The organism is Youngiibacter multivorans, from assembly GCF_017873395.1.
Lineage (GTDB): Bacteria > Bacillota > Clostridia > Clostridiales > Clostridiaceae > Youngiibacter > Youngiibacter multivorans.
Window position 1 is genome coordinate 1 of the sequence record NZ_JAGGKC010000003.1, and the last position, 13,017, is coordinate 13,017.

A 13,017-nucleotide genomic window follows, 5' to 3' on the forward strand; every position below is an offset into this window, starting at 1 on the left:
AGCTAAAGCACCCTTGATTTGCGGCTAATCCAGTGCGTAGGCACTGTCAAAATCTTATGTTATTTCATTGTCCTCTTGACGGAGAGCAGATCATTATGAGCCGGTCCTTCCAATATCCATTCTTCCTGTTTGTCTTCCAAGACAGCCTGCAAATACATCAAGCATGTACAAGCATGATTCTGCTGTCCTGCCATCCTTGTCAAGCTTTGGATTGTATTCAACGAAGTCAATGCTCCTTACGAGCCCTGTATCCATTATGGCTTCGACAAGCTGAGCGCTTTCTTCAAGCTTCAGTCCGTTCCTGACGGGTGTACCCGTTCCTGGAACCAGGCTTTTATCAAGAGAGTCAATGTCGTATGATATATGTATGTCGGAAATCCTGCTTTCTCTGAGTCTCCTGAGAAGGTCGTCAATAACTGCCTGCATACCGCTTGAGTGTATGTCGCCAATCCTGTATACAGTCATTCTGCTGTCACTTATCAGTTTCTCCTCGCCCCTGTCGAGGCTCCTTGCGCCGACCACGTAGACATTTCTGTCAAGTACCTTCTTTTCTTTTCCATGCACTGACAGAAGCACTGTGGGACCTACTCCCATTGCGGCTGCCAAAGGCATTCCATGAACGTTCCCTGATGGTGAGGTCTGGTCTGTGTTGATGTCGGTGTGCGCATCTATCCAAATGACAGCATGACGGTTGCCTAAAGCTCCTGCTACACCCGCAAGCGACCCCAATGCCAGAGAGTGGTCTCCTCCGATTACAAGGGGAAGCCTTCCTCTTTTCAGGGAATCCTCCACTTCCGATGCCAGGTTTTCCGCTGTAGTCAATATCTCATCAAGATACTTCATCTTGCTGCTTCTAACATATTTCATATCAGGTGACGCAAAAGGAACGACGACATTTCCTTTATCTCTCACGTTGCTTCCTTTGTTTTCAAGAAGCTCCTTGAGCCCGAGCTCGCGAAGCTTGTCCGGTCCCAGTTCGACTCCTTCCCTGTCGCACCCGTAGAACATGGGTACGCCGATAAGGTCTATGTCCATTCGATTATCACCTCCACGATTAGTCAATTTATTATATGACAACATACCGTGGTTTTCCATATGTTGGAGGCCTTTTATAAAAATTTTGTGCATAAATGCATAAAGATACTAAAATAGTAATATATATATAACTTCAAACTGCGAAAACGAACCGCTGCAATAAACAGCAAAGTCTCCATGCATTTTTCATGCATGAAGACTTTGCTTAAGACGTTTGTGTCATATTTACTTTGTTATCTTGTTGAGGAAAATCGGTTCTGTTTCCCTTACTTCAAGGCTGTAGCTGAATTTGCCGAGAGCCTTCAGAAGTTCTCTGTTGAAAGTTTCCCTTAGAGAAGGGAATATGTCTGATGAAAGTCCCGCAGCTTCAAAATTCTCCCTGTGAACATCCTTTGAACCTGTCCATACAAGGGTGTCTGCTGTGACTGACTCAATCTGGTTTACCTTGTCGCAAGGCATTCCATCGAGCACCACAGAATCAAGTGCCGCATATGCTTCTTCAAGTCTTGATATGGTGTTTTTCGACTTGATCTGATATCCGAGTGTATAGGCGCAATCCCTGTAAACTTCCTTTACTACGCTTAGATACTTGGGATTAGCATCAAGGGCGCCCTTGATCATGTATGCTATCCTTTTTTCACTGCTTATGACTGCATTTTCAAGCCATTCGTGTCCCTTCATGTGGTCGCTGTCCTGTGAGAAAGTATCGTCTGCTGTGGTTCTTCCGAATTTATCCAGTGCTTCACCAATGAGTGTTGTTCCAAGGCCGTCCTTCTTCATGTCGAGGGCTTCAGCGATCATTTTTTCCAGGTTTTCCTGTATCCTGATTCTTCCGAGCTGAACGGTCTGTACCGGTGTGAAATTATTCTCCATGTGAACCTCCGTGTTTGAATTGTACATTGTAATTATAACCGATTTGTTAACACTGTCAACAAAGTAAGAAGTGTAACATATGTTACCTACTTATCGTGTCCGTATCTGCTATCATTTTAATGTAAAACAATCCATAGGAGGGAATTTATGAGCATGTTTTGTTATCAGTGTCAGGAGACAGCTAAGGGTACTGGATGCGATGTTCGCGGAGTCTGCGGAAAGAACGAGGTTGTAGCAAATCTTCAGGACCTTCTGATTTATGCTGCAAAGGGAGTTTCTGAAGTTGTAGTCAAGGGCGGAGTAGATATAAGCGGAATCGGTGAGGTAAATCACCAGATGCTTAACAGCCTTTTCATGACGATTACAAACGCCAATTTCGATGAGGATGCAATAGAGCAGCAGATCAGGAAGATGATCGGTTTAAGAAATGAACTGAGGGCATCAGTAACTGCAGAAGGTATGCATGACGCAGCCACATTTGAAGCGGACACAAGAGAGGCTATGCTTGAGAAGGCAGCCAAGGTTGGCGTTCTTGCTACAGAGAATGAAGACGTCAGGTCGCTGCGTGAAATGATAATATACGGACTGAAGGGTATGGCAGCTTACACAGAGCATGCGTACAACATCGGTAAGCAGAACAATGAGATCTATTCATTCACATATGAGGCATTGGCTGCAACGCTTGATGATTCGCTTGATGCGAACGCCCTTGTAGCTCTTACCTTAAAGACAGGAGAACATGGAGTAAAGGCTATGGCACTGCTCGATGAAGCGAATACTTCGAAATACGGACATCCAGAGATCACATCCGTAAACATAGGTGTCAGGAACAATCCTGCAATCCTCATTTCCGGTCATGACCTGACTGACCTTGAGCAGCTGCTCGAGCAGACAAAGGGTACCGGCGTGGATGTATATACTCATAGCGAAATGCTTCCAGCCCACTACTATCCTGCATTCAAGAAATATGACAATTTCGTAGGAAACTATGGAAATGCATGGTGGAAGCAGGTTACGGAATTTGACTCATTCAACGGAGCGATACTATTCACAACGAACTGCATAGTTCCTCCAAAGAGCGAAGAGGTCAGAGGAAGAATATTCACTACAGGTTCAGCAGGCTATCCAGGATGCAACCACATAATAGCTGGTGCAGACGGCAAGAAGGACTTTTCAGCTGTAATAAGCCTTGCAAAGACTCTTCCGTCACCTAAGGAAATTGAGACTGGAAGCATAGTCGGAGGATTCGCACACAACCAGGTCGTTGCTCTTGCTGACAAGGTTGTTGATGCAGTGAAGTCCGGAGCGATAAAGAAATTCTTCGTCATGGCAGGCTGTGATGGCAGAATGAAGTCGAGAGACTACTATACTGAATTCGCAAAGAGTCTTCCGGAGGATACAGTCATCCTTACAGCTGGCTGCGCAAAGTATCGTTACAACAAGCTTCCTCTGGGAGACATCGGTGGAATACCAAGGGTGCTTGATGCTGGACAGTGCAACGACTCATATTCGCTTGCAATGATTGCTCTGACACTAAAGGACGTATTCGGGCTGGATGACATCAACAAACTCCCGATAGCGTACAACATAGCGTGGTACGAGCAGAAGGCTGTGATAGTACTTCTCGCGCTTCTCTCGCTTGGAGTCAAGAACATCCATCTCGGACCTACACTTCCAGGATTCCTCTCACCGAATGTAGCCAAGGTGCTCGTTGAGAAATTCGGCATAGCAGGAGTAGGAACTGTTGAAGACGATGTAAAACTGTTCATGCTCAACTAATTCCCATAGATGGCTGTCCTGAAGGTGGAAGCACCGAAAGGACAGCCTTTTCCATGTTTAAAAATGGATATGGAAGGTTTATTACAAGTTTTTACTCAGCCCGAACTGTCAGCCCTGCAGTCTGATGATCAATCAATTTTCTCATACAATCTCTTATTATAAATTAGTGCAATATTCTCAGGAATGAGTTATAATTTTTCAATGTGAAATAGAGGAAACGAGAGGAAAACAGATGAGACTTCGAAAAAAATGGTGGGCAAGGCCTGAAATGGAACAGGACAGCAAGGCAATATTTGATCCTGTAAGCAAGAAGGGCAGATGGCATGAAGAATTCGGCAACGACAATCCGATACATTTGGAGCTTGGATGCGGAAAAGGAAGATTCATATCAGAGCTGGCATCTATGGACAGGAACAAGAATTACGTTGCGATAGACCTGAAGGATGAAGTGCTTGTATTCGCACTGAGGAAAATCAATGAGCTGGGTCTCAACAATGTAAGGATAATTCCCATGCTTGTCGAAAACATAGAGACAGTATTCGGCGAGGATGAAGTAGAAAGGATTTATATCAATTTCTGCAATCCATGGCCTAAGGCATCACATAACAAGAGGAGGCTTACTCATCCCAGATTCCTGACCAAGTACAAGGGATTCCTGAAGCCAGGAGGAGAAGTTTGGTTCAAGACTGACGATGACGAGCTATTCGAGCATAGCCTGGAGTACTTCAGGGATGAAGGCTTCGAGGAGAGATACAGGTCGTTAGACCTTGCCGTAAGCGGCTTTGAGGGGAACATAAAGACAGAATACGAAGAGAAGTTCACAGCATTCGGAGTGAACATCAAATTCGGCATATTCAGGAAGTGAAGATATGACAATAAATGAGATTCATTCAGGCCTCCTGAAGGAGGTCAGAAGACATTATGACAAGACAGAGATAATACATTTGGATGTCCCGCTAGGGGAAGTGGAATTCAAATTCAATCTTGACCATGAGGACAGGCTTAGGATTCTTGAATTCATGTCAGAATACCCGGAAATGTTCAGCGAGGCAAATGCAGACACTGCGAAAGATGTCCTTGAAATGGACAATATCTGCATAAGGTTCGATGAGGAAGGGACTTATTTCGGAAGAAGCTCCTACGACTATACCGCCTGCAGCGCTGCGGCCTTCTTCATACTTGAAGGCTACCTGAACAGCTTTCCTGACAGAATAGAACAGATGATGGAAAAATACAGGGAAGGTTATAGCCTGAACTGAAAAAACGCCGGTGACGGCGTTTTTTTCATATTGTAATTAGCTTTTCATTGTTCTTGAGCAATTCAGTCAGAGGAGGTCCCCATGACTTGACCTCGATTCCCAGGGCTTCGAGCTCGGATACAACCCCCAGCTCCCTTGCACATGCAATGCAGGCTGAGAACTTGACTCCGGCCTGCTGCGCAAGACGTATCTCCTCCTGGATTGCAGCATTTTCAGCAGAGAGCCTGGCGGTTGCTCCCCACACAATGACAGTGACTTCTTCCCACCAACTGCGGAGCATGCTGTTTTTTGCATACATCATTACCATTAGCCTGGAGGTATCCATATCCGCGTTTGTCCATAAAATGTGCAGCTTATTCTTATCATCCATTATAAAAGCTCCTTTTTCTGGGACTGTATTTAGTCACAACAATCAATCTAATTAGAGAAATACCGGCACATTTTGGCATTTTGCCTCAACGTGACCGGTATTTATGTTTATGGTTTTTGTTCAAACCAAAGTTAGCGATGAATCTTGTGAGTTAGAATACCTTTGCTGCCTCTACGAGGACCTTGTCGTAATCGACTTCGTCTCCAACTTCAGCAACGAATTCGATATAGGTGATCTTGTCATTCTTGTCAACCACGAATGCTGCCCTTGCAAGGAGTGCCAGCTCTTCGATGTAGGTTCCGGTCTTCTCGCCGAATATCCTGTACTTGTGGTCAGAAAGCATGTTGATGTTGTCTCCGGCATTCACCTTGACAAACCTTTCGATTGCGAACGGCAGATCCATCGATACTCCAAAGACCTTGTAGCTCTTGAAGTCCTCGAGCCTGTCGTTGAAGGTCAGAAGCTCAAGTGAACATGGTGCGGTATCAACCGAAGGGAATGTAAGGATAACCTTTGCTCCCTTGATATCTTCATTTGTTACGTCAGCAAGCTTCGTGTCGGTAAGAGTGAAATCAGGGAAGTTATCCCCGACCTTCAGAGTGTCACCGTAAAGAGTAACTTCATTTCCGCCAAATGTGATTTTCATTCAATTCACCTCTCCTGTATTTGTTTATTGCAGATCCTTCAGGTTATCAAACCCTCCGGTCAAGTTCACAAGGAACTTCTTCTCCATGAATTCAGGGTGCAGGGATTGCTTTGACTTCCGAAGACCAGGTATGCCCAGATCCTGCTCCCTGTTGGTGTATAGAATACCTTCGCCGTACTGGTCCAGCACTGTCTTTATTATGAACGTATATAGCCCGTTTATGGACTGGTCGGCTTTTTCTATGTGATTCAGTATGCAGTCCTTGTTCAGTATCTCCATGATTGTGAAGCCATGACAGTGACCATCGATGAAGACTGATATTCCGACAATGTTGAAGTCCTTGATATTGTCCAGTAACTCAATTATACCATTCAATTCCTCAAGCAGGCTTTCACTCTGTGAACTTTCTGAAAACCATTTCCTGGCAAATTCCTTGGCTTCTTCACGTGAGTCCTCCAGTGGCCTTGTTTCAAACTCATAATTCTTGATGAAGTTGTTATAGTGGTTCTTTTTGCCATGAAGCTTCTTGCCTGAAAATGTCCTTAGCTTCTCAACGAGGTATACGTACTCGCTGTTGTCAATGTCTTCAACAGCTTCAAGCTCCAGCCCCATACCAAGCATGAGCTCGACATCTTCGTTTCGGGCGTCCCTTATCATTAGGGGCATTCCGTTGTCTTGAAGATGTGAAACAAGCTTAGCGTAGGACCTTGCTGCGCTTTTGCCATCCTTCACTACGGGCGGTAGAAAAGTAGGATTCTGCTTGCCCTTGACAATGTATAGTGCATCATCGTCTGCATGGTACCGGATATTCTGCATCCTTCTCCACATATAGAGGTTCGTGAAGCTGTACGTTGAGGCTGTATATTTGAACGGTTTGAGATATCCGTCGAAAATCGCCCGGCTCGCGAGGTCAAGGTCATTAAGTTCCAAATTATCACTCCTAGGGTCGCTATTATTAATTGTATTCAATTTAATTATATCATATTGTCCTCGGTTTGCAAGAGAATAGACCAAAGGTCCATTCATTGAAGCAGGCCAATGGTCTATTCCTGACTGCAGGGGCTGTTCCTGTGCACTATGCAAAGGTCTTTCTTGAAGATTCCCTTGAACCTCTCTGCCACACGCATGGCTTCGAAAATTTCAAGAGTGAGGTCGAATTCTGAGTATGGGATGATTCTCACTGTATCCTCATCGATTTCTACCGACAGGTCATATACAAGCCCGGACAGGCTTCGGTCAAGGCACTCGGCAATTGATATGCATACACCCAGCTTTTCAACAGAATTGATGTCCAGCCTGTTGAGGATCTGTCCGAAGTTTATGTTGGAAATCTCATAGCTGAAATTTCGGTGGTATCCGGCTGCGAAGGCACTGAGGAGAACGTCCTTGTGGCTCATTCCGTTGATTTCTGAATTTATTATTATATAGAAGCTGTGCTTCTCATGGTCGTAGTATCTTATGGACATTCCAACATCATGAAGCATGCAGGATGTCTTGAGAATGTCGTCGTATTCCTTGCCCAGCTTGTGGAGTGGCTTCAGTCCCGCGAATATCTTCTCGGTCAGGTAATATACAGCCTCGGCATGGGATTGGTCAACATCATGCTTTTTCATAATATTCTGTATGGACCTGTCCAGCATCTCTGAATAAAGAAGGTGCTTCGTCCTTACATAGTCGTACAGCACGCCTTCCCTTATGCCCTTTCCGCTTATCCTGACGTTCTGGATACCAGTGGACTTGAGTATGGAAGCCATTATCGCCAGGGCTCCCAGGATGATGTCTGAACGGTCTTTAGACAAGCCCTCTATCATCTGCCTCTGCTTCTGGTTCTTGGCCATGCAGGTTACATAAAGGCTGGTTACATCCGAATCATACAGGGTATAGTTGTGGAGTATGGACAGAGGATACCTCTTCTTCTTCATATCCACCTTTGCTATAGTTCTTGCTGAACCGCCTACAGCTATGATGTCGTTGAAGAAGTTGGTTCCGATCCACGGCACTTTTGATATTACCTCAGCCAGATAATCCTCCAGGTCGATATGGTTCTTAGGGGATACAACATCATTAAGTCCGTACTTCCTTGTAAGGTTCAGCGTTCCTACAGGTATGGATGTCGATTCCTTCATCTCTCCGTTCTTGATCCAGAGAAGCTCAGTGCTTGCACCTCCGATGTCAACAACAAGTGAGTTCCTGACCTTCATCGAATTGACAATGCCCTCATAGTCGAGATAAGCTTCCTCGATGCCAAGGAGTATCCTGACATCTATACCGACCTCATCCTTTATCCTGGACACGACTTCGTCGCTGTTATCAGCGCGTCTTAAGGTATCTGAAGCCACAGCAATCGTCTCTGTGACCTCCATGGCATTCATGAGGACCTGGAACCGCTTAAGGACTGAAAGGATCTCCCCAATCTTTGTCTCAGAGACTATTCCGAGAATATCAATGTCTTCAGCCATCCTGACGGTCTCCCTAAGCTCATCGAGAAGATTGACTACCCCTTCATCGGTGACTTCCCATATGACAAGTCTCATTGTATTGGCACCAAGGTCTATTACACCCAACTTTTCAGCTTTTTTTTCTTCTACCATGTTTTCCATACAGACAGCTCCCTTTGATGCTAATAGGCACCTCTGGTGCTTATTGCACCCTATATGACTATAATAGTCTGAGATGGCTTGGATTTCAACACCGCGTTGTTTATGGTGAACGCATGCTATGGACTAATCGAGCCTGTTATAGTAGAATATTAGGGATAAAAACAAGACAGTATCCACATTAATTGTGGCTATGGAATCTCACAGGAGGTAGCAATTTGGATTACAAGGTTATCATATCTTCCAAGATAGAAGAAGAACTGGGTTTAGAGAAAGGCATCGTCATGGGGCTGCTCGAGGTGCCGCCAAGGTCGGAGATGGGAGACTATGCTTTTCCATGTTTCCAGCTGGCTAAGACTCTCAGGAAGGCTCCAAACGCCATCGCGGCAGAGCTTTCGTCGAAGCTTTCGATACCCGAGGTGGAGAAGGTCGAGGCTCTTGGTCCGTATGTCAATTTCTTCCTGAAGAAGGGTACATATGTTGAAGACGTGGTAAGGCAGATCATTTCTGAAGAATCCTCGTATGGTTCGCAGGGAACTGGTGCCGGAAAAAGGGTTATTGTGGAATTTTCCTCGCCAAACATAGCGAAGCCATTCCATGTTGGGCATCTGTTCTCAACGGTCGTAGGGAGTTCACTTGACAGGATTTTTGCTTTCGAAGGGTATGACTCTGTAAGTGTCAACCATCTTGGAGACTGGGGAACACAGTTCGGAAAGCTGATTGCTGCCTATGGCTGGTGGGTTGACAAGGAAGCTCTGGTGAAAGACCCGATTGAAGAGCTGAACAGGATTTATGTCAAGTTCCATGTGGAGGCTGACAAGGATCCATCGCTGGACGATGTTGCAAGACTGCACTTCAAGAACCTCGAGGACGGAAAGGAATACGAGACTGCGCTCTGGAAGGAATTCAGGGAGCTTTCCCTGAAGGAGTTCAGGAAAATCTACGACCAGCTGGGAATATCATTCAAGTCCTTTGCTGGAGAGAGCTTTTACTCGGACAAAATGGACAGGGTAGTTGACATACTCAGTGAAAAGGGTCTGCTTACTCAGTCATCGGGAGCTCAGGTGGTGCTTCTTGATGAATACAACATGCCTCCGACAATAATAAAGAAAGCTGATGGAGCTACCATATACGCGACAAGGGATCTTGCTGCTGCACTATACAGGAAGGAAACCTATGATTTCCACAAGAACATCTATGTGGTTGGAATTCCTCAGAGCCTGCATTTCAAGCAGGTATTCAAGACCCTTGAGCTTGCCGGATTCGAATGGGCCAAGGATTGCGTACATGTGGGCTTTGGTCTGGTAAAGTTCCCAGGAAAGCAGATGTCAACAAGAAAAGGTGACATAATTCTTCTTGAGGATCTTCTTAGGGAGGCAACTGAAAAGGCACTTGAGGTAATAGATGAAAAGAATCCAGGTCTTCCTGATAAGGAGGATGTAGCCAGGAAAGTTGGAATAGGAGCCATAATCTTCACATATCTCAAGAATTCCAGGGAAAAGGACATAATATTCGACTGGGAAGAGATGCTGTCGTTTGACGGAGAGACTGGACCATACGTTCAGTACACATATGCCAGGGCAAGGAGCATAATAAGGAAGAATGGTACAAGTTTAAGCCTTGAAGGCAAGTATGTGACGACGAAGGAAGAATTCGAGCTTGCAAAGACCCTTGCATCATTCAAGGATGCCATATCAATGGCCATAGACAAATATGAGCCTTCTGTGATATCAAGATATGTTATCCAGGTTGCCAAGGACTTCAACAAGTTCTACAACAACTGCCCTATATCAACTGAGACTGATGAAGTCAAGAACTCAAGGCTTGCTCTCGTTGAAGCGACAACTGTCGTAATAAGGACCGCAATGAACCTCCTCGGCATAGATACTGTTGAGAGGATGTAATGGACGGGGAAATTAAAATTGGGAGGTACAGACATTTCAAAGGCAACTGGTATGTTGTTGAGGGAACTGCTACCCATACCGAGACTGAAGAGATGCTTGTCATTTACTTCCCCGAGGGAAAGGAGAAAAGGCTTTTTGCCAGGCCTCTATCCATGTTCCTTGAAGCCGTACCTGAAGATAAGGAAAACCCAACCGGACAGGCAAGAAGATTCATGCACGAAGATGAGACATGAAAAATCCCTGGTCAGTTTTTTACTGACCAGGGATTTTTCTCATCTGTCTATGAACTTCATACCTTCATCGTCCTTGAACGATGAACAGCGGGTACTGCAGGAACTGCAGCTACCGCAGTCGCCTGCTGTGGATTTTCTGAGGCTCTTCACCACAAAATAGCCAGCTGTTGCGAAGATTGCCAATGCTATTATAATTTCCATGGGTTCTCCTTATATGGCCTGTGCGACAAGCTTAACTGCAAAAGATACAATCCAGGCCACAGCGAATGTGTTGGCTGCGGCGAATACTGCAAACTTTCCTCCGAACTCCTTCTTCATTGTAGCCAGGGCTGAGATGCAGGGAGTGTAGAGAAGCACGAATACAAGGAAGCTTAGTGCTGTTGCAGCAGTGAAGGCTGTAGGAAGAACTGATGAAAGGCTCCCTCCATATATGACTCCCATGGTGGACACGACCACTTCCTTGGCCATTATGCCTGTGATCAGGGCTACCGATGCCTGCCAGTTACCAAATCCAAGCGGAGCAAATATTGGGGAAATAGCTCCTCCGATTGATGCCAGGAAGCTGGTACCCATGTCTGCCTGTCCACTTAGGTTGAAGTTTGAGAGAAACCAGATGATTACAGACATTCCGAATATTACAGTTGCTGCTTTCCTGAGGAAATGCTCACCCTTGTCCCATGTGTTCTTGACTACATGCCTGAGGGAGGGCAGCTTGTACTCCGGCAGCTCGATTATGAACGGCTCCTCGTCCTTCTTGAATATTGTTCGCTTGAACAGAAGCCCGAGAGCGAATGATACGAGAACGCCCAATAAATAAAGTGAAAATACCACAATGTCCTGGTTCCCTGAAAAGAATACTGAAGTGAACAGTACGAATACAGGAAGCTTGGCATTGCAGGACATGAATGGTGTAAGGAGTGCTGTCAGCTTCCTGTCCTTCTCTGATTCAAGGGACCGAGTTGCCATGACCGCAGGCACCGTACATCCGAAACCGATGATCATGGGAATGAAGGCCTTTCCTGAAAGTCCGATCTTTCTCATGAGCCTGTCCATCATTAGGGCTGCCCTTGCCATGTACCCGCTGTCCTCAAGAATTGAAATGCCGAAGAACAGTGTAAGTATTACCGGCAGGAATACGACGATGGATCCAACGCCTCCGATGATTCCATCAACTATGAGACTTCTGAACCATTCCGATGAGCCGGAAAGCAGGCTGCTGACCAGCGCCATGAACGGAACCAGCAGGTATTCCTCAAATATTCCTGCAAGCGGGTCTCCTACCCAGGAGAAAGTAAGCTTGAAAATAAGGAACATCATTCCGAAGAACAAGGGGTATGCCAGAAATGGATTAAGCACCACGTTGTCTATTGCTCTGGTCATGGTTACGACACCTTCGGTTCTCCTGGATGCCTTCATTATTATGGTGCTGATCTCGCCGTATGCTTCCTTCTCGTTTTCAAAAGACTTCAGGCTGTTAGTCTTTCTATAGCGGTCGCTCCTGATGATCTCTGTAAGCTCGCTGATACCTTTTCCCTTGGCAGCAACAATCGGCACGGTTGTGATTCCTGTTTCTGCCTCGAGCTTGGCAGCATCTATGACAATGCCTTTCTTGTCTGCTATGTCGATCATGTTCAGAGCCATTATTATAGGAATTCCATACTTGTTGATCTGTGAGGTCAGATACAGGTTCCTCTCCAGATTGGAGGCATCTACGATATTTACAATTACATTAGGAATGCCTTGCTCCAGAAAGTCCTTGGATACCTTCTCCTCATTTGAAAATGTATCGAGTGCATAAATGCCGGGAAGGTCCACAATCTCCATTCCATCCGAATAGCCGGATTTTTTTTCAACTGTGACACCAGGCCAATTTCCGACATATTGGCTGGAACCGGTAAGAATGTTGAAAAGGGTTGTCTTCCCAACATTGGGATTGCCGATAAGAGCTACTGTTATCATATGGCCTCCCTCACAAAAATATTTTTAGCATCAGCTTTTCTCAGGGCGATATGGAATCCTCTGAGTGAGAGGACCAGCGGGTCGCCAAGGGGCGCTTTCCTAACTACTTCTATTTCACAGCCTTCTGTGCATCCAAGGGCAAGGAGCCTCTTCGCAAGCTTCTCATTGCCGCCTATTCCTTCTATCATTGCTTTTCCGCCTGGTTTAATATCTGTCAGACACATTTTTACACCTCATTGAAAATGATTATCAATTACATTTACATTATAATGCCATGCACATGTTCAGTCAAGAGTGCCCGGAAATTGTTATTTTGTTAACGTTGTAGAATATACCCCATCATTATATTACAATGGAAAGTG

At 45.4% G+C, this 13,017-nt stretch carries 14 protein-coding genes; 5 read left to right on the forward strand and 9 right to left on the reverse strand.

The window, feature by feature from the left end; translation table 11 throughout:
* Window positions 1-93: 93 nt before the first annotated feature.
* Both rocF and J2Z34_RS02560 read right to left on the reverse strand, forming a co-directional pair.
* Window positions 94-1,035: an arginase gene (gene rocF / locus J2Z34_RS02555; protein WP_209458292.1), complete on the reverse strand. Its 942-nt coding sequence runs from the start codon at window positions 1,033-1,035 to the stop codon at window positions 94-96.
* 225 nt (window positions 1,036-1,260) lie between these two features.
* Complete coding sequence (locus J2Z34_RS02560) at window positions 1,261-1,908, reverse strand: hypothetical protein (protein WP_209458293.1); 648 nt, start codon at window positions 1,906-1,908, stop codon at window positions 1,261-1,263.
* 147 nt (window positions 1,909-2,055) lie between these two features.
* Between J2Z34_RS02560 and hcp the strand changes: the two genes are divergently transcribed.
* From hcp to J2Z34_RS02575, 3 genes are all read left to right on the forward strand, one after another.
* Complete coding sequence (gene hcp, locus J2Z34_RS02565) at window positions 2,056-3,687, forward strand: hydroxylamine reductase (RefSeq protein ID WP_209458294.1); 1,632 nt, start codon at window positions 2,056-2,058, stop codon at window positions 3,685-3,687.
* 232 nt (window positions 3,688-3,919) lie between these two features.
* Window positions 3,920-4,552 carry a tRNA (guanosine(46)-N7)-methyltransferase TrmB gene (gene trmB / locus J2Z34_RS02570; protein WP_209458295.1) on the forward strand — a complete coding sequence of 211 codons (633 nt, stop codon included), beginning with the start codon at window positions 3,920-3,922 and terminating at the stop codon, window positions 4,550-4,552.
* A 4-nt stretch (window positions 4,553-4,556) separates the two neighbouring features.
* On the forward strand, window positions 4,557-4,946 hold the full coding sequence (locus tag J2Z34_RS02575) for a hypothetical protein (protein ID WP_209458296.1): 390 nt from the start codon (window positions 4,557-4,559) through the stop codon (window positions 4,944-4,946).
* Window positions 4,947-4,971: 25 nt separating this feature from the next.
* On the opposite strand, the gene J2Z34_RS02580 is transcribed toward J2Z34_RS02575, so the two are convergent.
* The 4 genes from J2Z34_RS02580 to J2Z34_RS02595 all read right to left on the reverse strand — a co-directional run bounded on the left by J2Z34_RS02580 (window position 4,972) and on the right by J2Z34_RS02595 (window position 8,562).
* Entirely contained in the window at window positions 4,972-5,316 is a 345-nt protein-coding gene (locus tag J2Z34_RS02580) for a DsrE family protein (protein WP_209458297.1), read from the reverse strand.
* A gap of 151 nt (window positions 5,317-5,467) precedes the next feature.
* The gene (gene tpx / locus J2Z34_RS02585; RefSeq protein WP_209458298.1) at window positions 5,468-5,962 is read right to left on the reverse strand and encodes a thiol peroxidase; all 495 of its coding nucleotides are present in this window, start codon (window positions 5,960-5,962) and stop codon (window positions 5,468-5,470) included.
* A gap of 24 nt (window positions 5,963-5,986) precedes the next feature.
* Window positions 5,987-6,892, reverse strand: coding sequence for a DUF2156 domain-containing protein (locus tag J2Z34_RS02590; RefSeq protein ID WP_209458299.1), 906 nt, complete (start codon window positions 6,890-6,892; stop codon window positions 5,987-5,989).
* A 113-nt stretch (window positions 6,893-7,005) separates the two neighbouring features.
* Complete coding sequence (locus J2Z34_RS02595) at window positions 7,006-8,562, reverse strand: Ppx/GppA phosphatase family protein (protein WP_209458300.1); 1,557 nt, start codon at window positions 8,560-8,562, stop codon at window positions 7,006-7,008.
* Window positions 8,563-8,777: 215 nt separating this feature from the next.
* Here J2Z34_RS02595 and argS point away from each other — a divergent pair, with 215 nt between their 5' ends.
* Window positions 8,778-10,463, forward strand: a complete 1,686-nt coding sequence (gene argS, locus J2Z34_RS02600; protein ID WP_209458301.1) for an arginine--tRNA ligase — start codon at window positions 8,778-8,780, stop codon at window positions 10,461-10,463.
* Window positions 10,463-10,696 (forward strand): DUF1653 domain-containing protein, encoded by a 234-nt coding sequence (locus tag J2Z34_RS02605; protein ID WP_209458302.1) that lies wholly within the window; start codon window positions 10,463-10,465, stop codon window positions 10,694-10,696. Before argS ends, J2Z34_RS02605 begins: the two co-directional genes overlap by 1 nt.
* A gap of 39 nt (window positions 10,697-10,735) precedes the next feature.
* Here the strand turns inward: J2Z34_RS02605 and J2Z34_RS02610 are convergent, their stop codons facing one another.
* From J2Z34_RS02610 to J2Z34_RS02620, 3 genes are read right to left on the reverse strand one after another with little or no spacing between them, the layout of a single operon-like run.
* Window positions 10,736-10,897 carry a FeoB-associated Cys-rich membrane protein gene (locus tag J2Z34_RS02610; protein WP_209458303.1) on the reverse strand — a complete coding sequence of 54 codons (162 nt, stop codon included), beginning with the start codon at window positions 10,895-10,897 and terminating at the stop codon, window positions 10,736-10,738.
* 9 nt (window positions 10,898-10,906) lie between these two features.
* A complete protein-coding gene (feoB, locus tag J2Z34_RS02615; RefSeq protein ID WP_209458304.1) occupies window positions 10,907-12,655 on the reverse strand; it encodes a ferrous iron transport protein B in 1,749 nt (582 codons plus the stop codon).
* Entirely contained in the window at window positions 12,652-12,879 is a 228-nt protein-coding gene (locus tag J2Z34_RS02620; protein WP_209458305.1) for a FeoA family protein, read from the reverse strand. The genes feoB and J2Z34_RS02620 overlap by 4 nt, the downstream gene beginning before the upstream one ends.
* Window positions 12,880-13,017: the final 138 nt, after the last annotated feature.